The organism is Flavobacterium sharifuzzamanii (assembly GCF_003254585.1).
Classification (GTDB): domain Bacteria; phylum Bacteroidota; class Bacteroidia; order Flavobacteriales; family Flavobacteriaceae; genus Flavobacterium; species Flavobacterium sharifuzzamanii.
This window is the reverse complement of record NZ_QJGZ01000027.1, coordinates 14,266-32,438: the sequence shown is the minus strand read 5'-3', so window position 1 is coordinate 32,438 and position 18,173 is coordinate 14,266. Positions and strand designations below refer to the sequence as shown.

The 18,173-nt window shown below is 34.6% G+C and carries 17 protein-coding genes; 3 read left to right on the top strand and 14 right to left on the bottom strand.

Features of this window, described 5'->3' with window-relative positions:
• Window positions 1-660 precede the first annotated feature (660 nt).
• Both DMA14_RS00545 and DMA14_RS00540 read right to left on the bottom strand, forming a co-directional pair.
• The gene (locus DMA14_RS00545; RefSeq protein ID WP_111422292.1) at window positions 661-1,341 is read right to left on the bottom strand and encodes a hypothetical protein; all 681 of its coding nucleotides are present in this window, start codon (window positions 1,339-1,341) and stop codon (window positions 661-663) included.
• Window positions 1,342-1,459: 118 nt separating this feature from the next.
• Window positions 1,460-1,738 carry a hypothetical protein gene (locus tag DMA14_RS00540; protein ID WP_111422290.1) on the bottom strand — a complete coding sequence of 93 codons (279 nt, stop codon included), beginning with the start codon at window positions 1,736-1,738 and terminating at the stop codon, window positions 1,460-1,462.
• A 175-nt stretch (window positions 1,739-1,913) separates the two neighbouring features.
• On the opposite strand from DMA14_RS00540, the gene DMA14_RS00535 reads away from it, so the two are divergent.
• The 3 genes from DMA14_RS00535 to DMA14_RS00525 all read left to right on the top strand — a co-directional run bounded on the left by DMA14_RS00535 (window position 1,914) and on the right by DMA14_RS00525 (window position 3,481).
• The gene (locus DMA14_RS00535; RefSeq protein WP_111422289.1) at window positions 1,914-2,306 is read left to right on the top strand and encodes a helix-turn-helix domain-containing protein; all 393 of its coding nucleotides are present in this window, start codon (window positions 1,914-1,916) and stop codon (window positions 2,304-2,306) included.
• Window positions 2,307-2,460: 154 nt separating this feature from the next.
• Entirely contained in the window at window positions 2,461-3,042 is a 582-nt protein-coding gene (locus tag DMA14_RS00530; RefSeq protein ID WP_111422287.1) for a Panacea domain-containing protein, read from the top strand.
• A 1-nt stretch (window position 3,043) separates the two neighbouring features.
• The gene (locus DMA14_RS00525) at window positions 3,044-3,481 is read left to right on the top strand and encodes a hypothetical protein (RefSeq protein WP_111422286.1); all 438 of its coding nucleotides are present in this window, start codon (window positions 3,044-3,046) and stop codon (window positions 3,479-3,481) included.
• 80 nt (window positions 3,482-3,561) lie between these two features.
• Here the strand turns inward: DMA14_RS00525 and DMA14_RS00520 are convergent, their stop codons facing one another.
• From DMA14_RS00520 to DMA14_RS00465, 12 genes are all read right to left on the bottom strand, one after another.
• Window positions 3,562-4,758 carry a C1 family peptidase gene (locus DMA14_RS00520; protein ID WP_111422284.1) on the bottom strand — a complete coding sequence of 399 codons (1,197 nt, stop codon included), beginning with the start codon at window positions 4,756-4,758 and terminating at the stop codon, window positions 3,562-3,564.
• A 295-nt stretch (window positions 4,759-5,053) separates the two neighbouring features.
• Window positions 5,054-5,593 carry an alpha-ketoglutarate-dependent dioxygenase AlkB gene (locus DMA14_RS00515; RefSeq protein ID WP_111422282.1) on the bottom strand — a complete coding sequence of 180 codons (540 nt, stop codon included), beginning with the start codon at window positions 5,591-5,593 and terminating at the stop codon, window positions 5,054-5,056.
• A gap of 49 nt (window positions 5,594-5,642) precedes the next feature.
• Window positions 5,643-6,803 (bottom strand): BamA/TamA family outer membrane protein, encoded by a 1,161-nt coding sequence (locus tag DMA14_RS00510; RefSeq protein ID WP_111422281.1) that lies wholly within the window; start codon window positions 6,801-6,803, stop codon window positions 5,643-5,645.
• Window positions 6,804-6,859: 56 nt separating this feature from the next.
• Window positions 6,860-7,828 carry a SphA family protein gene (locus tag DMA14_RS00505; protein ID WP_111422279.1) on the bottom strand — a complete coding sequence of 323 codons (969 nt, stop codon included), beginning with the start codon at window positions 7,826-7,828 and terminating at the stop codon, window positions 6,860-6,862.
• A 44-nt stretch (window positions 7,829-7,872) separates the two neighbouring features.
• Window positions 7,873-9,048 (bottom strand): helix-turn-helix domain-containing protein, encoded by a 1,176-nt coding sequence (locus DMA14_RS00500; protein WP_111422277.1) that lies wholly within the window; start codon window positions 9,046-9,048, stop codon window positions 7,873-7,875.
• 130 nt (window positions 9,049-9,178) lie between these two features.
• Window positions 9,179-9,757 (bottom strand): DUF4136 domain-containing protein, encoded by a 579-nt coding sequence (locus DMA14_RS00495; protein ID WP_111422276.1) that lies wholly within the window; start codon window positions 9,755-9,757, stop codon window positions 9,179-9,181.
• A gap of 301 nt (window positions 9,758-10,058) precedes the next feature.
• Entirely contained in the window at window positions 10,059-11,459 is a 1,401-nt protein-coding gene (locus DMA14_RS00490; protein ID WP_111422274.1) for a DUF2252 domain-containing protein, read from the bottom strand.
• Window positions 11,460-11,470: 11 nt separating this feature from the next.
• Complete coding sequence (locus DMA14_RS00485) at window positions 11,471-12,943, bottom strand: DUF1254 domain-containing protein (protein WP_203418215.1); 1,473 nt, start codon at window positions 12,941-12,943, stop codon at window positions 11,471-11,473.
• 31 nt (window positions 12,944-12,974) lie between these two features.
• On the bottom strand, window positions 12,975-14,423 hold the full coding sequence (locus tag DMA14_RS00480) for a DUF1254 domain-containing protein (RefSeq protein ID WP_111422272.1): 1,449 nt from the start codon (window positions 14,421-14,423) through the stop codon (window positions 12,975-12,977).
• Window positions 14,424-14,475: 52 nt separating this feature from the next.
• Window positions 14,476-15,276: a hypothetical protein gene (locus tag DMA14_RS00475; protein ID WP_111422271.1), complete on the bottom strand. Its 801-nt coding sequence runs from the start codon at window positions 15,274-15,276 to the stop codon at window positions 14,476-14,478.
• Window positions 15,277-15,346: 70 nt separating this feature from the next.
• Window positions 15,347-16,360: an HAD family hydrolase gene (locus tag DMA14_RS00470; protein ID WP_111422270.1), complete on the bottom strand. Its 1,014-nt coding sequence runs from the start codon at window positions 16,358-16,360 to the stop codon at window positions 15,347-15,349.
• A gap of 57 nt (window positions 16,361-16,417) precedes the next feature.
• Complete coding sequence (locus tag DMA14_RS00465) at window positions 16,418-18,100, bottom strand: arylsulfatase (RefSeq protein ID WP_111422269.1); 1,683 nt, start codon at window positions 18,098-18,100, stop codon at window positions 16,418-16,420.
• Window positions 18,101-18,173 lie beyond the last annotated feature (73 nt).

Genomic DNA, 18,173 nt, shown 5'->3' with positions numbered 1-18,173 from the left:
TGCGTAAACCTTAGCGCCCTCTGCGATAAAAAAAAACTTCACACAATAAAGAAAGACAAACTGTAGATAAAACAAAAAAAATCGCAAAGCCTTATCTATATAAAACTTTGCGAACTTAATCTTTAGATTTAACTCAAAATAATCTTAGCGAACTTTGCGTAAACCTTAGCGCCCTCTGCGATAAAAAAAAACTTCACACAATAAAGAAAGACAAACTGTAGGTAAAACAAAAAAATTCGCAAAGCCTTATCTACATAAAGCTTTGCGAACTTAATCTTTAGATTTAACTCAAAATAACCTTAGCGAACTTTGCGTAAACCTTAGCGCCCTCTGCGATAAAAAAAACTTCACATAATAAAGAAAGACAAACTGTAGGTAAACCAAAAAAATTTCGCAGAACTTTATAAATACAAAACTTTGCGAACTTAATCTTTAGATTTAACTCAAAATAATCTTAGCGAGCTTTGCGTAAACCTTAGCGCCCTCTGCGATAAAAAAAAACTTCACACAATAAAGAAAGACAAACTGTAGGTAAAACAAAAAAATTCGCAGAACTTTATAAATACAAAGCTTTGCGAACTTAATCTTTAGATTTATCTCAAATTACCCTTAAAAACTTTGAGCCTTTGCCTCTCTGCAGCTTTGAACCTTTGAAAAAATCTATTTCATCGTCAAAGTTTCGCTTTTGAACCTTTTCATTAAAGCATTTGCTTTTTCATCTTCATTTATTGCTTTTAAAGACTGTGCGTATCTATAATAGTAAATAACGTCCAAATCTTTGGCTTGATCGAATAACTGTGTGTAATAGCCCGCTGCTGCGGTTAGATTGCCTTCAAAATAAAAACGGTCGGCTACTTTTTTGAGCATCTCGATAGATTTATAACCTTTATCAAGCACTTTTTCGTAAGTATCCACCATATTTACGGTTACATATTTTGAAGTTGAAGGCGCAGGAGCTGTAACTTCTAATTTAACAGGCGCAACAGACGCATTAGAACTTGCAACAAGCGTTTTTGCTTCTATTGCATTTGGAGCAACTTTTGGTTTTCTTTTTACGTAATTCGGAATTACTGTTCTAGTATTATTAGGGCCAAGGTCATAAGTATCGACCATGTCCAATTTTGAAACTTGGTAAGTAATAATTCTACCGCCAAATAACTTATTTATTCTTTCTTCTACATAATACGATTGTATTACCATATCATTTGTAGGGAGACTATCCGTCAATAATGTCGTTTTTCCTGGCGCTGGAGAAGCAGAGGCACTGTTTGTGCTCTGAGCAAAACAGCTGAGAGAAAATACGAACGCAAGTGTACATAAAATTGCTTCATACTTTTTCATGATTTTTGAATAAAATTAATGCTCCTATTAAAAAACTCATACTAAAGATACTGATTTTCTTTTAGTTAGCTTTTATTCTGACCATGAATTACTTAGAAAACCGATTAAGTACTTCTTTTTACGCTTTTATCATTTTAACGCAGGCTTTTTGTATTTCTTCGTCTGAAAATGGTTCTAGCGCTTTTGCCAACATTTTACTGGTTCTTATACAGCTTAGCATTTTAATTCTTAAGGAACGGCTGTTTCCTGGTTCTGCTTCTAGAAGATACTCAAAAATCTCGTTTAAGTATTCTGGATGGTTTTTAAATTCTCCGTCGAAACAAATATCTGATACCAATCTCGCTATCGATTCTATTATTTTGTTTTGATTTGCATTGTTTTCGTTTTCTGTTTTCATGGCGTTTATTTATGGTTTTGGTTATGAATAATTATTGTACGAAAAGTTGTATTTTTGTTTCGGCTAAATAAACGATAGAATACATTCTAACAAAACATCGGGTTTGGTAATTCACCAAAAAAGATAGTCTTTTACCAATATCTTAATTTTTAAGGATTTTTAATATCTTTGAAGTATGAGCACAGCAACAAAACCAAAACATATCGGGAGAAACATAAGCCGCATTCGTGAGCTTAGAGGAATGAAACAAGAAGCACTTGCCATTGCTATTGGCATGAGCCAACAGACAATTTCTAATATTGAAGGAAGCGAAACGATAGATGACGAAAAACTAAATGTCATTGCAGAAGCTCTTGGAGTTTCAGCTGAAGCAATTAAGAATTTTTCTGATGAAGCTGTTTTGAATGTCATTGGGAATACTTATACCAATAATGACATTGTTAATGCTGGACTTAATTATAACTGCACTTTCAATCCAATTGATAAAATTGTAGAACTTTATGAGCGTTTGGTTCAGGCTGAAAAGGATAAAGTGGAGTATTTGGAGAGGTTGATGAAGGGGAAGTAAGAGTTCTCTATAAATATTCATTTTCCCAGGCTGTTGTTTTTTGTAGTTTTTACCCCACAAACCGTACAGAATTATTGCTGTATTAAATAAAAATCTTAAATTTGCAACTACAAATCTAAATTTAACATGCAAAAAACAGCATGTTGCAATCTATATGCATTTTAAAAACGACATAGAAAAAATTGGAAATACAATCATTTATCTAGCTGATAAGATTGATGATTTATCTAAAACTAAACTTTTAAAAATTCTCTATTTATTGGATGAATTTTCTATTAAGGAGTTTGGCCTACCTTTTCTAAATCTAAAATACGAAGTTTGGCAATTAGGACCTGTATCACAGGAAATATTTGTTGACCTTTCAGACGATCCAATAATTTTAAAAGATTACATCGAAATAAATACTATAGATAATAAAAGATATATCAAATCTAAAAAAGCATTTAATGATGATGAATTTTCAGATAATGAATTAGATCTTTTGGAAAAATTAACTCAAACAGTAAAGAATCAACCTGCTTATGTTTTAATTAATTTTACACACAAAAAAGATTCTTTATGGTACAACACCGCATGTCGCCACAATCTACTTGAAAAATTTGAAATGGGCGTAAAAAACAGTTCGAATGTTGAATTGAATTTTGAGGAAATTCTACAAAACGAACCTGTAAAGCTTTCCATTTATAATCATCATAAAAAGCTTGAATCAAGTTTGAGCGGATTTAGAATTCGTTAATATGAAAGATGGAACTTTATTACATATTCCTAATTATGTTTTCGAAAATGGTGATTCAAAAAATAAATTCTTTCTACTTTTAAAGGAAGTAAATGGTACACAATTAATAATTTCTTTGCCATCAAGTATAGAATACTTTCCGTCAGATACAGTAATAACTCATGGATGTATAGATTTAATTGATGCTCAGCAAACTACATATTGTTTTAAAGCTGGCTATATTTTAGATTCAAATAATAATTTTTCGTTTTCGAAAGACACTTATTTACATGGATGTTGGTTGAAAGAAATTGATAGAACTTTGTTCTTCCAAACTTATCCAATTCCAGATTTTCATTATGAAATTAAAGGTATTTTAGATCAAATCGAACTTAAAAACATAATAGAATGTTTTAAAAATTCGCCATCGGTTAAAAGAAGATTAAAAAAATTACTCTAATTCCTAGATTTTTGCATAAAAAAGCGCCACAATCCAAAAGATTGCAGCGCTTTTCTATTTTCTGTAAAACTCCAGGTTAATTAAACCCCTAATTTCTTAGCAATTTCAGCAGGAATTCCTCCTTTGTTTACTAGAAGTGCAGTAGTTTTATATTTTACGAAGTTCTTAGTTACAAACAAGAAACCTTTGTAGTCGTTTGTTTCTCCCCAAGAATTTTTTACGATATAGTATTCTTTTCCAGTTTGATCTTTTGCAAGACCAATAATGTGCATTCCGTGGTCGTCTGTTGTTGTGTAGTTATCAAACGCAGCCTGACGCATTTCTGGAGTAATTTCTGGTTCAGCTTTTGGTCCGTTAAACATGTCTGCTTTTTCTTCAGCTGTCATGTCGTCGAATTTTTTAGACGCTACGTAAGCTACACCGTTTTTCCAGCTAAAGCTTTTCTCGCTAACATCTGTTGCCCAAGCTACAGTATATCCTTTTTTAAGTGCATTGTCGATAACGTCTGTCATATCGTTCAATTTTACGTTGTAAACTTGATCCAATGACCAGTTGTCTGGCACCATCATAGTTGTTTTTTGGTAGTACGGAGCGTTTGTAAAAGATGACATTTCTACATACTCGTCTGGGTTAATTCCTACTACTTCTTTAGCAAAAGATTGTGGAGTATAGTTTTTTCCTTTGTAAGTAAAATTATCCGGCACTTTTCCTAAGTAAGAATCAATAACAGCAGAATACGCTTTTTGCCAGTTTGGAGTCAATTCTCCGTTCGGGTTTTTCACCACTGCTGCAAGAACACCTTCGATAAGAGCGCCCATTTCAGCAAATTTGTTTTTGTCTGTTCCGTAGTTTAATCCTGTGTAAACTTCTCTTGGTACAGTTCCGTATTTTTTGTACATATTAATTACATCGTGAAGAGCACCTCCGTCACCAAGCGTAATTGCTCCGTGCATACGAACATAGTTGATCCCTTTTTCTACATACACGTTTCTTGCAGAATAAATTTGAGAAAGCTCAACTGGCTGTTTTCCTAAACGAATCATTTCTGACTCCAAGAATGAGTTTGTCGAATAACTCCAGCAAGTTCCAGATGATCCTTGAGATTTTACTGATGTTGTTCCTAGATTAATTACTTCTGTAAATTTGAAGTTCTCTTTACTTTTGTCGCTTGCGTTTAGTTTAAGTGAATTCACTAATACGTCTTGCGCAAAACAGCCTGCTGTTCCAGCTAAAAATACTGAAGCTGCAAACACTGATTTGAATGAAAATGTATTCATAAGTTATGTTTAAGATTTTATAAAATTAGTCTCAAATGTTTCCAATTTGTTACAAAACAATTAAATATTATACAATTTGTGTAATGTTTAGTTGTTAATATTTTCTTAACGGCTAGAATTATTAAGGTATTTAACACAAAAAAGCCTCAATACTACATTATTAAGGCTTTTTTAGTTTATTATTTATAAATTAACTTCTTACAAGTTTTTTGCTTTTTTAGCTATCGCATCCAGTTACTTCCAAAAACGATATAGTAGACTTTTTTTTTAATCTAACTTTCTAAAATTAGAGGATTTAATCTATTAATTTTCTAAAAGTCAAACTTATCCTTTCGGAACTTTTATTTTCTATATCGGGTAAAATAGCATGAAGCCAGAATTTCTGAACCTCTTTAGTCATATAAAATAAACTGTTAGGACTTAAATCAATATCATGAATTATTTCCTTATTTTCTTTATTCTTAAACCTCATTGTTCGTTTATTTCCTAAGGAAACTATTGCAATTCCTGTTCCCTCATATAAAAGATCGGTTTGATCGGAATGAAATCCCATTTTTGATTCTCCATCATTATAATAATTGATTAGACAATTATTGGAAATATAACCTATTTTTCCATTGACAATATTTAAGGCATCATCAATATAATCAGGCATTTTCAGAAACGGATACTCCATTCCTGAATAGTTATAAGGAATACCATAACTAACCGTTTTCCTAGCTTTTATAGAAGCATCCCAAACAGTATGGTTCTTCACTCTTTCAAACAAAATATTATGATTATCAATAATATTCTCTTGGATTTTTATTTCTGATAGTAATTCTTGCAAATCCATTTGTTATAATTTTAAAAATACAAATGTAAGAAAAATACCTAATCCAGTTTTACCTCATCCAGTTACTTCCAAAAACGATATAGTAAGCCCATTCTTCTGGTCCTTTGGCCACATCGACTCCCATGCGGAGTTTGAATTTTCTTGCAATGAGATATCTAAAACCTGTTCCGTAGCTGTAAACAACTGGTTTTGCAAAGGCCTGATCACAATCGTCAAAGGCGCTTGCGAGACCTCCAAATCCCATGAGACTCCATCTTCGGTACAAATCCCATCTAAATTCGAGTTCAGATACAATACTGGTTTTTCCCATATATCGGGCAGCAGGAATTCCTCGCATATTAATTCCAGGCTGTAAATAAAAAGGCGGACTCCCCAACGCCTGCTCTCCTTCAATCCTTAGTCCGCCAATTAGAGTTTTTGCCAACGGATAATATCCTATTGCCGATAAATTAATACGCCATGCCTGATAATCGCTCCCCAATGCTTTATCTGACCAAAAGAAATCGGTTTGAATCCTTATTCCTTTGTCTGGCGTAAATATGTTGTCACGTCCGTCAAACTGAAGCGCGGCTCCAAGCTGACTTATCGTGCTTTTAATATCTTTCGGATTTACAAATGGCGGCGGAAGATCTAAATCGGGCAGGTTTATTTTTGAGTTTAAAAATAAATACTGCGGACCTGCGCTCCATTTGGCATTATTAAACTGTTTGAGCCATTGTGTATAAAAAATAGTCGATTTAAAATTGAGCTTAAACTCCTGATCTTTCTGGTTGGGCAAATTATTGGCATAAAATGATAAATTCATGTCTCCATAAGCTGCAAAACCACGATAGAGTATTTTCGGTTTTATAAGTGTCGCAGAACGAAAAGCTCCTGCCAGCCAGCTTTTATTGGCAGTATACATCCCGATTCCTCCAGTAATATCTGGATTTATAAATCGTTTTTTACCATTTTCATCAATTACAGGCGCATGCTTTTTTAGAAAAATTGGAGCAACTGCACCACCAAATCCTCCAACGGCGGGTTCTGTAATAATGGTAGGAACAACTATAAATCCGTTGGCATAAATAAGAAAATCACTTAAATCGAAAGCGCCGTCTAAGGAATCTTTTAAAACGGTTTGGTGTTTTTGTGCATGCAAAACATTAAACGATAATAGTATCCAAAGCAAAAACAGGACTTTTTTATGTATTGTTTTTTTGTTTTCCATAGAATGTCTATCGTTTTAGATTTAAATTTTCACTTTATTAAAAAAATCTTCAGCAATTATTTTTTCTTAAAACTGAAAACGTGCGCCAGCGTAATAAAGAAAGTATTTCCTTGAAATCTATTTACCGCGTTTATTTCGCCAATCCATCTAAAACCTGCCGAGGTCATACTGCTGAGATGCAGGTAATTTACCTCAGCACCTAGTCCGCCAACTCTATCTTTGTCGGGTTCGAGTACGAATGCATTTCCTACCGGAATTTTATCGTCTGATACTTTGTATTGCAAGTAATAAATCAAACCCGCATTGAATATGCCTTTTGGTGCGGTTTTTTCGGCATTCATACAATAAAAGGTTTTTCCTAAACCTCCTTCAATGCTCAAAATATCTCCTGTTTTAATATCGGTATCTTTCTTTTTTCCGTTGATTTCGTAAGAGGCCAATGCCGAAAAATGAAATGTTTTTTTATCATTAAAGAATAAAGTTGTTCCTGCCGAAAACTCATTCATGAACATTCCCAAACCGCTATTGTTGCTTCCGCCAACTTCAAATTTTCCTGTTGGAAGATACATTTGATAACTGAAGACAAAGTCGGCTCTTTTATTGTGCCAACCTAGCTGAACGGGCTGTATGTACATATCTGTAAAAGCAAAATCACTTTTAGAATCGACATAACTTCCCTGAATTGTATTGGAAGCTCCAGCTAGCAAAATTGTAGCTCCGTAATTGGCTCCTAAAATTTTAAAATCGCTTACATAATTGGCTCCTACTCCTGTGATAAACATCGTAAGATTAGGGTCTCCTACTTTATCTCCGTCAGCATCTCTCAATGAAGATGCAGCATAAATGTAACCTGGGATATAAACACTTAGTGTCTTTTCTGGAGACTGAGTCCCCGATTGGAGCCCCATTGAGCCAAGAATATGTCCTCCTTTTAATTGTGCATTACAATAAAAAGAAATCAATAGCATCATTGCTGCAAAAACTGACTGTACTTTTTTTCCCGAATTATCAATCTCTAGTTTCATGGCAGATATTTTAAATTAAGACTATGCAATAGCTATTAATAATTTTACTTGAAGTAATAGGATCCTGTACGATCTGGATTTATTCTGATAGTTTTAAAGTATTCTGAAGGAGATTTTCCGGTATGTTTTATAAATGCTCTGAAACAAGTTGTTCGGGATTTAAAACCAGATCCCCAAGCCATGCCTTCTAGAGATAAATCTTTCCATTCTGGGTCGTTTATTTTGTCTTTAAAATATTCAATCCTTTTGAGATTAACATAATCCTGAAAATGAAGTCCGAATTCAGAATTAATCAAATTGGATAAATGATGGACCGATATTCCTGTTTCGTCAGCCAAATCTCTGATTACGAAATCTTTCTTTAAAAACAGATTTTTAGAGTTTAAAACATAATCTAGTTTTAAAAGGTATTCTTCTCTTTTTTCAAGAGTCAGTTCGTTCGTTATTGGAAGTGTATTTTTGGTCTCTTTTGTTTTTACTGCTATCGTATTGTCTACCACAAAATCGAATGTTTCTTCTTCGTCATGAAAAATCTGAGGTCTGAAATAAAGCCATCCGACAGTAAAAAACAATACTGACGAGATCAAGAAATAACAAGAAAGGTCTACAACGCCTACTTTTGTTGATAAAAAATGATGCACAAAAAGCGCCGAAAACAGAAATAAAATCATCAGATTATAAACTCTGATCCAGTTAATTACTTTGGCTCGATGAAATTGGTTTCCTTTAAATTTTTTCAGATCATAGTTTAAAATCAACATGGTTTGAAAAAAGACATAGGAAAGCCAAATGGTCAAGGTTAAAATAGAAAACGGATTTCTGATTTTTGCTGCTATAAAATCGACAATTGTTAGATTAGTAAAACTTCCAATGTATACAAAAAGCGTCAAAGAGAAGTATACCACAAAAGGAATAAAATGCATCCAATCGTATTTTCTGAAGCTTTTGTCCAATGTCAAAATGTTTCGAACATATAAGAAAGAACATGGCGCTGCCAGAAAAATAAAGGATTTGGTAATGATGAATAAATCTGGGAATTCTTTGAAGATATTGGCCGAAAGATAAAAATTGTAGATACTTACTACCGCCAGACTCAGCAGAAACATTCCCAAAAAGAAACTTTTTGAGTAATTTTTTTTGGAAAATAAAACCATAATTGCAGTAGCAAGGCCAGCAATTGTGGCTATAAAAAAGAAAAGGGAAAGTAAAATATCGATCATTTTTTTAAGCTTAATTTGAGTAAATAATTATTTTTCTTAAAATCTTAAAAATAGAATACGATGGGGGGCGTATGTAGAAAGAGAAACACTGTACTTGCCAAAGTATGGCAAGTACAAATGCTTTATTGTATTATTTTTTAACTGCTCCTGGAGGGAAACCAGTTAATATTTTTTTGATTGCGTCGTTTATAAATTGTTCGGGATTATCTGGTCTGCTGTCAATTTCGGCATTTCCAATTCCTTGCCAAACCAGCTTGTCTGTTTTTGTAGATACGATATCTATAACTAGGGAACCATCAACATAATCGTAGGTATTAAATGTTGTATTGGCACCGCCCATCATAGCACCGCCTCCCCAATATCCGTATGGTCGATACATTCCGCCATAACCGTAAAAGTCTGTATTAGCACTAACCGATGTTTTGTTTTTTAGGATAGAAACGGCATTAACTTTTAAATCAGGATTACTAGATTCTGTAAATCCTTTTGCCAGCATTTCGTTTCGAATTGCTTTTGCAACACGATCAACATTTAACTGATTTACCTGGCCTTGCTGCGCTTTTAAGTCATAAACCGCAAAAGTTTTGTATTCGCTGAAGTTAGCTGAATGATCATAATCAGTTGTAACTTTTACAGTTGGAGAGCAGCTGTAAAACAAACCCAAAAATAAGACTGGGATTATACGAAGACTTGTTCTTTTAATATTCATGTTGTGGTATTTATTAAATTAATAATTAAATCAGTTTAACTCGAATGTATTAAAAACGTAAAAATCTTGAACGTGGGGGCGAAAAAGATATCAATAATGGCTTATATAACACAAACCATTACTAAACAATCACTTAGATCACTCTCAAAGATAAATCATTTTCTTTAATTAACAGTATTAAATAAATAAAATCTTACTTTGCTGTTTTCTGACATATTTTGTTCAATATTTTAAGATTTTTTAAAGTTTAATTTACTTTACACAGCTACATATTTGTTGTATTTCTTTTGATAGCAAAAAATCAGATTTCTGCAGCTATCGGTAGTTTTCCATGTTTTATCGCTTCCAGCATTTTATTATAATCCGACTCGTTTTGATCGGCATATAAAACTGAAAATTCTGAAATGGCATCGGCAAATTCGTCTGTATCTCCAATATAGCCCGAAATTAGAGAAGGATCTCCCGAACGTGCGTGAGCTCTTGCAAGAGCCCATCCGCAAGCTTTGGCATATTCTGCCATATTTTTAGACTTCATCACTTCTAGAACCGGTTTTACTTTGGCATCTCTGAGCTGGCGGATGTAGAAAAATCTATTTTTACTGTCGTCTGTCCATCCCAAAAACATATCCGATGCAGACTGCATTAGCTTTTGTCCCATTACAATACGTTCGCCTTGATGGCTGTATTTTCCTTTTATTTTTACGTTTCCTTCTAATACACTTTTTCGGGCTTCTTTAAACTGTAAAAAAATAGGTTCTCCAGTTGCCGACATTAACAGACTAATGCCACACAATGTTCCAACACTGCCAACACCCACTACTTTTATAACAATATCATGAAGCATGTATCGGCTTAACAAAATCTGTTTTTCTTCTGAAAGCGATTCTAGATATCTATTATGGATAATCTCGCCTTCTTTAGCCACTTGTTTTTCGAGTTCTCCTGTTGGGTGAAATATCAAGGGCGGATCATCTTTTATACGAGCTCTAGCGCCATCAAAATAGGTCATCTTTGCAAACTCTTTTTCGTGAGCGGTATACTCTGATGCCTTTTTAATTCTTTTCTGGTCAAATTCTTTAAATTCTTTATCTCGGCCTAATTCAATCAGCTCTGCCAAATCAATATCGGCATACCAAATCTGCAGTGCCGAAAGTTTGCTGTAATCGATCATGTGCCGTTTGTAACTATCTGCAACATTCCAAGCAAATTCTTTACAGTTTTTATGGGAGAATTTTCGCCATCTTCCAGCAATAACAAAACTGGCTGCAAGTCTTTTTATATCCCATTCCCAAGGTCCTGGAAAAGTTTCATCAAAATCATTAATATCAAAAACCAATTTTCGTTCTGGAGTTGCAAATCCGCCAAAATTCATCAAATGGCAATCACCGCAAAGCTGGAGATTTATTCCCGATACAGGAGTATGAGCCAGATCGGCAGCCATGATAGCAGCGGCACCTCTATAAAATGCAAAAGGAGATTCCATCATTCTTCTGTATCGAATTGGCAGTAGGCTTTCAACTCTTCCTTCGCTAGTCTGAATTAAAATATCTACTGGATTTTTTCGGTTTTTTAAAGAATTCCATTCCTTGTGTTTCTCCAAAGGAATTTTCTTTCTAATCGAAGCTCCTTTTTCATACCGTTCTGCCTTTGACGCTATCGGATTAAATGGGGTTTCGGCTATATGTTTTGAATCTTCGCTCATATCGATGATAATTATTTTACTTCTTTAATATCATCCATTTTCCAGCTTTTGTCAAAATAAGCTTTTGTTGGTCCATAGAAACGCATATAAGTAAACCAATGTTTTCCTGGCAAAGTCTGAACCCAGTTTTTCTCTTTTCCTGCTGGAGCTTTTGGCCCAAAAAACAAATCAACTGAACCATCTGAGTTTTTAATCAAATCTTTACGAGACGATAAATCGGCATTTTTTTGCGGATTATCAATCAGACATCGAGTTGCTGAATCGTAAACTGTTATGGACCAAAAATTAACCGCAGGCGGATTTGCCGGAACATTTAAAGTATAATTTTTTCCTCCATCAAGCCAATTTCCATCACTATCGGAATAATTCCCTAAATAGGCTTGACCTAAATTCGGAGTTTTTGATATCATTGCGTTAGAAAAAGTTACGGCTTCATAGAAATAAGCAGATCTCTCAAAAAATTCGTCAAAATTTTCTTCGCGTTGAGCAGAATTTTTCATCGTAATGACATAATCCCATTTTTTATCCGGCCAGTGTCTTACAGCTGCAAAGCGTTTTTCATAAGAATTAGCCATTGCCATTTGTTCACCCTTTTCTGCGGCAGCAATTAAAATTTTCTTCTGACGATCATCGGGTGCAAAAGGTTTTCCTTTTTCTATACCAAGGTTTTTAAGCCAAGCCATAAAGAAACGATCACGTTCCTCAACTGGTTCATCTTGCAAAATGGCATGTAGACATTCCCAATATTTAATTCCCGATGGCTGAATTCCGTACCACTTTTTATCAGCAGGCGGACTCACTATTTTTGTTGCCGTCGGATTTGCTCTTTGTGCGTAAGGGTATATTTTAACTTTTTTTACCAATTCTTCAGTAACCTTAGGATCTGGATCTAATGTTCTAAAACCAAAGAAATTATTTACAGTCGTACACGGAATTATAAAATATCCATCAGCTTTAAAATCTTTCATTGTTGGCGGTACCAAAACATATTTTCCTCCTTTTCCTTTATCTGGCCCCATTTCTCCAATTACAGCCTCTTCTCTTTGCCAGAAATCACTCAATCCTCCAGCAGTGCGCCCAGCTGGCATTTCGATAACTGTTGGTCCGTTTGCTTTCAAATCTATAAATGACATGATATAAGGAGTTGTAGCATTTGCCGTTAAAATCCCTAGTCTGTCATGATAGGAATTATACAAAACAAGATCATTGCTCGTTGCATGGAATGTTTTATAATGTTGTTGTTGCCATTCGGCGAAAGCTACAATTGGCAATCCCCATAAATAACATTGCGTTGCCTGTTGAAAATCCATTTCATCAAATAATTTAGGAATGGATTCTTTTGAAGGTAATTCGCCATCCATTTTAATTTCAGTTCCAGATGATGCAACTGTTGCTGACGAAGCATTTTCTGTTGTCTTCTTTTCACATCCAAGATTTAATATCAAGAAAAAAGTTGCTAGAAATATTGGAAATTTATTTTTCATGAGGTTTATTTTTCGGTTAAAATTCAGTTCATTATTTCACTTCTGTCAAATCACCCATTTTCCAAGTTTTCTCAAAAAACCCTTTTTCTGGTCCATAGAAGCGAGCTAATAATTCAAATTTTCCTTTCGGATCGGTAGGAACCCAGTTTGATTCTTTTCCTGCAGGTGCTTTTGCTCCAAAATAAATATCGACAGAACCATCGCTGTTTTTTTGAAGTCCAGGCGATGTCGAAGCTCGGCTGAAATATTTCATGTCTTTAATTAGAGCATGCGTTTCACGATCGTAAGCCGTTACAGACCAATATAATTTTACAGGAACATTTGGCGGTAAATGCAATTGATACAATTTTGAACCATCAAATTCTTGCCCTTTATCGTCTTTAATTGTCATTAAATAAAACTGCCCTGTGCCTAAATGTTTAGCACTGAAATAAGCGATTGAGTAGCTTATTGCTCGTTCGCTTACTGGATAAATATTTGGAGCTGTATAATTGGACATTATCGCTTTTACAACATCTTGAGAAGCTGGTAATGCCCAGTTTGTACCGTCATAAAAAGGAGGAGTAAAAATTGCCTCATATTTACTGTCAATCCATTTTCCGGCATCTTTTACGGCTATTTCCAGAATCTCTTTTGTTCGGGCATCTGCCTGAAAAGTTTTTCCTTTTTCTATACCAATTGATTTTAAAAAATCAACCATAACTAAATCTCGAGTCAGCCACGGTTCACGCTGTGTAAACTGATTTAAGAGTTCGAAAAAATGAAAATTATATGGAATTGTATTGCTGAAATCGACTTCAAGCAAATCGGTAAATTTTGTAGCTGGTGGATTTGACGCTTGAGAATAAGGATAAATTTTGATTCTCTTTCCATAATCAACGGCGCGTTTTAGATCAGCTGGGCTTCCGTCAGTAAGATTGGATCTAAGAATTGCAAAACCTGTATAAGTTGATGATGGCATCGGAATATATCCTGCTGGTATTTTATCTTTATAATCTGGTGGCAAAATTAAATATTTTCCACCTTTTCCTTTATCAACACCCGCCGGACCAATATCTTCAATTGCGGTTTGCCAGCCATCATCGAGGCTTCCCGTTAAAAAAGACGCACCTTCAGCAGCTGGAATTTCTAACACAACAGGTCCTTTTCTAGTGTCATATAAAGGATTTATATAAACAACATCAGGATTTGGTGTTAATGTTTGATTCTTTGAATTTATTAATCCTGACCAATAAATGATCTCATTAAAATTACCTTTTGCAGCGGTTAAACTTTCATTGAGCAGTTCAAAATTTACAGCTGGCATTCCCCAAACAACAGCTTCAACTGCCCGATTATAAATTATTTGTTCATTCAGATTAGCTGGTTTGAAAGTGCTTGAAACAGATTCTGCAGAAGCCGATTCCGTTTTTTCAGTCGAAGTTTTATTGCAAGAAATAAATAACGCAATAATAAAAAGTGAAATTATTTTAGTCTTCATTTTATACAGTATTAAAAGATTAAAATGATATTTTCTAAATTTTCATGGAAAATTATTGTGGGAATATAAATGCTACCACCGCTCTTAGTCCCCAGTCTGGTTTTATAGATTGATGTCCAACGACTGGTATTAAAGGCATAACGGCAAATTGCATCGTCTGACCTCCTAATTTTGTAATTGCACCAACATTTGGACTAACGGTTATAAGGGTAGTATTTCCTTGCCAATTTTGAGTAATTTCTGAAGTGATTCCTAAACTTGCACCGCTTTTATAACTATGCGTTAAGAATATTTGTGTGTAAAACTGATTGAAATCTGCTCTATCGGCATTTCCTGCAACAGACCAAATTTGATTGGCTAGAAAGCCTATGGAAAGCCCTTTTCCTTGATGCATTACTAAAACGCTAGGTCCAATTCCGAATTTTTCTGTTCCTAAAAATTTTTCTGTAGCAGTTGGCACTAAAAAAGCAGGACCGACACCTAAAATGATTCCTTTAGTTTTAGGAGCAAAAAATGCCGTCACCGTTGCATCGCTCAAACCAAACTCATGTGTGTTTTCTCCCGTAACATCCTGCTGATCTACGACTGGAAGAATATAACGAGTAATTAAGTTTAAATTTTCACTCAACTTAAAAGGAACAACGGGCTGTATATTGATCTGATACTTTATTCCATTATATGGGCCAATTCCGTAAGTAAGATTGTTTTGCAGCGGGACACTAATTAAACTCGCCACAGGATTTGCCATTTTATCAGCAAGTTCTTGTGCGCTATTTCCTGGTTTTGCAGGTTCTTCCTGAGCAGAAATTGTAAAAGTGGTCATCAGCAATATTGCTAAAAAAGAATTTTTCATACGGCTTAAATTTATTAATAGACAAAACTTCAACTCTTTAACCTATAATCTGCAAACAATTCTACTTTATTTAATCTGCAAAAACTTTTTTCCAGTCATCTTTCATGCTTATTACATGATATTTATATTTTGCCGCAGTGTTTAAAGACAAATTATCTTTTTCCTGATAATTGTATTCTCTAATAGAATCATTGTGATTTACAATTAATTGGAAAGAAGGATATTTATTTCCTTGCGAATAACGTAACATGGCAAGATCTCCAGCGCCACCTTCGTTTCCACAGGCAAAAACTGGACGTTGTCCAATCTGTAGCTGTATTGCCACAGGCTTACCCTCTTTATCGTTAAAATGATTTAAAGCTGGTTCTCTGATAACTGCATTTTTAGCATCATCAAATTTATATTTGAAAGAAGTTCCAACCACTTGCTCTTTTGGAATTCCATAAAATTCTGGAGATATAGCACGAACAAATTCAACCGTTCCACCCGTTACAATATAAGTTTTGAATCCGTTGGCACGCAAATAATTCAAAAGCTCTAACTGAGGCTGATATCTTATTTGTTTTAAGGGTACATTTTTTCCTGGATATTTTGCTCCAGTAAAAAAGTCTTTGGCTGCTACTTCAAATTCATCTTCTGTCATTCCTGTGTGCGTTGCTACAACTAATTCGACAAGTGCTTTGTCACCGCCTTTTTCAAAGAATGTTTTATCTTTTTCGATTACGGCTTTAAAAGGCTGCTTTTTTGCTAATTCAGGATTTGCTTCAACCATTTTTTTAACTCGGTAAAAGGCAAATAATTCCTGCGCTAAAGGTTTTTCGGCCCAAAGTGTTCCGTCATTATCAAAAGTGGCAATTCTGTTTTCTGTTGGAATAAAGTCCGGACTTCCTTCTTTGGTTACTTTTTCAACATAAGCAATGATATCTTTTTTTAAAGCTCCATCGTTCCAGCTTGGCAGAGGATCACCATTTACAGCTGTTTCTCCCTGTTTACTTTCTGATGTGGTAGAAGTTGCGGGTTCTGATTTTTTACAAGAAACTAAAAATAAAATGGAGAGTGATAAAATAAATATTCTTTTTTTCATGATACTTTTATTTTATAAAAAGAGATTCAGATTATCCATCTGAATCTCTTTTCGTATTTATTTTTTCTTTTTTGAAGCTGCCTCTTCTTCTTCTTTTAACTTAGGCAAAACATTTTTCTCTACATATTTTTGAGCTTTGATATCTTTCATCGCTTCTTCCATAATAGTATAAGCAGAGAAACTTGGCGGTATTGATCTCGGAGGAAATTCTTTAAATGTTTCTGCAAATACAACTACATCTTGTATTGCTCCGTACATTAACTGCACATGGTTTAGCTGCCAATCCCAGAAAGTATTTGAAGTAATATCGGCTCTTTCAAAAGGATCTTGATATAGATTGAATATTTTTTGCAGACGCAATTTGGTAAATGGTTCTGCCCAAACACCCATTGTACCTCCTAGACGTTGTTCTGCAAAAACATATTTATAATCTCCTTCTCTCAAACCTACCAAAAGTCCATCGTCATCTGTATAAAAGAATTTATCTCTAGCACTTTTTTCTGTTTTGCCTTCCAAAAATTTACTTTGATCAAAACCGTCCAAATGGACTTTGTACGTTTTTCCATTTGCTGAATAACCTTTTAAAAGTTTATTTACGATATCTGGTTCGCCTGCAATTGAAGCAAAAGTTGGGATCCAGTCATTATGACTCATCAATTCAGTAGTTACTGTTCCAGGTTTAATATGTCCTGGCCAACGAACGATACAAGGAACACGGAAAGCTCCATCCCAGTTGGTGTTTTTTTCTGAACGGAAAGGAGTCATAGCGCCATCAGGCCAAGTATTCATGTGAGGCCCATTATCTGTAGAATATACTACTATGGTATTATCTGCAATTCCTAACTCGTCTAATGCCTTTAAGATGCTTCCAATTGTCTCATCATGTTCAATCATACCATCGATATACTCACTGTCTCCATGTGTATATCTTCCTCTATGTTCTTTTCTAACGTGTGTACGTAAGTGCATACGAGTCGCGTTGAACCAACAAAAGAATGGTTTTCCTGCTGCATTTTGTCTCTTAATAAAATCAATTGCTGCAGCAGAAGTTTCATCATCTATAGTTTCCATTCTTTTTTTGGTAAGTGCTCCAGTATCTTCAATTTTTTGTTTTCCAACTCTTCCAAAACGAGGATCTGTAGTTGCATCATCAACATTTGTTGCAGTACATTTCAATACTCCTCTTGGTCCAAATTTTTTCAAATATTCCGGATCTTTAGGATAATCTGGCAATTCTGGTTCTTCTTCTGCATTTAAGTGATACAGATTTCCAAAAAACTCATCAAAACCATTCACCGTTGGCAAACTTTCGTTTCGGTCACCGACGTGATTTTTACCAAACTGGCCTGTAACATATCCTAAGCTTTTCATAATACCTCCGACAGATGGATCTAACTGACTCATCCCCATAGGAGCTCCAGGAAAGCCTACTTTTGTAAGACCTGTACGAAGACCATGCTGTCCTGTTAAAAATGCCGCACGACCAGCAGTACAGCTTTGCTCTCCATAATAATGTAAAAATCTTAACCCCTCATTGGCTAAACGATCTATGTTAGGAGTTGTATATCCCATAAGTCCATCACTGTATGCACTTATATTAGTTGTTCCAATATCATCACCCCAAAGCACCAAAATATTTGGCTTTTTGCTTTGCGCTATAATAGAAACCCCAGAAAAAAATAGTAACACAAATACCTGTAAGGCATTTGAAAATCTGCATTTTAATTTGATTTGTTTCATGATAAAAAAATTCGTTAGTGACCTTGTTATTTATATGAGCTTGAAAATCCAAAAAAGCAAATGGGAAAAATTA